Raw genomic sequence first — 443 nt, 5'->3', positions numbered from 1 at the left:
TGGCAGCTGCCGCGATTCCCATCGCCAAGAACCTCGGTCTCACCCAGTACTGCTGATCATGCGCCAGCACACCGTCAGCCGGTCATTGTCCTTGCCACGCATGATGGGTGGTGCTGTCCGGGGTCTCGCGATTGCCAACGGGACCATCACCGCCCTGCTGTGTTACGCCACCTACTCGGGCGGCATCTGGACTGTGGCCGGTTTCTTCCTGGTCGGCCTGTGCGTCCACTTCTTCCTGCGCTGGCTCACCACAAGCGACCCGTGGTGGAACCTCGTGCTGAACGTCTACAACCATTACGGCGACGTGTACGAACCCACGCCGTGGCACGGCAAGCTCAGTCCGCGCTTCCGCCGCCCCTATGGCTTCGATAGTGACCTGCCATGCTGAAACGCCGCCCCATGCAAGAGATTGCACCATGGATGACGCTCGTCACCCCCGACCT

Annotated in this window: 1 protein-coding gene; it reads left to right on the top strand. The window is 62.5% G+C overall.

Features of this window, described 5'->3' with window-relative positions:
- The first annotated feature begins 58 nt into the window (after positions 1 to 58).
- Positions 59 to 388, top strand: a complete 330-nt coding sequence (locus ACYP5B_RS47870; RefSeq protein WP_276286885.1) for a conjugal transfer protein — start codon at positions 59 to 61, stop codon at positions 386 to 388.
- The last annotated feature ends 55 nt before the right edge of the window (positions 389 to 443 follow it).

This window comes from Cupriavidus sp. 8B (assembly GCF_054589115.1).
The sequence above is the reverse complement of the archived record's forward strand: the minus strand, read 5'-3'. Positions and strand labels throughout refer to the sequence as shown.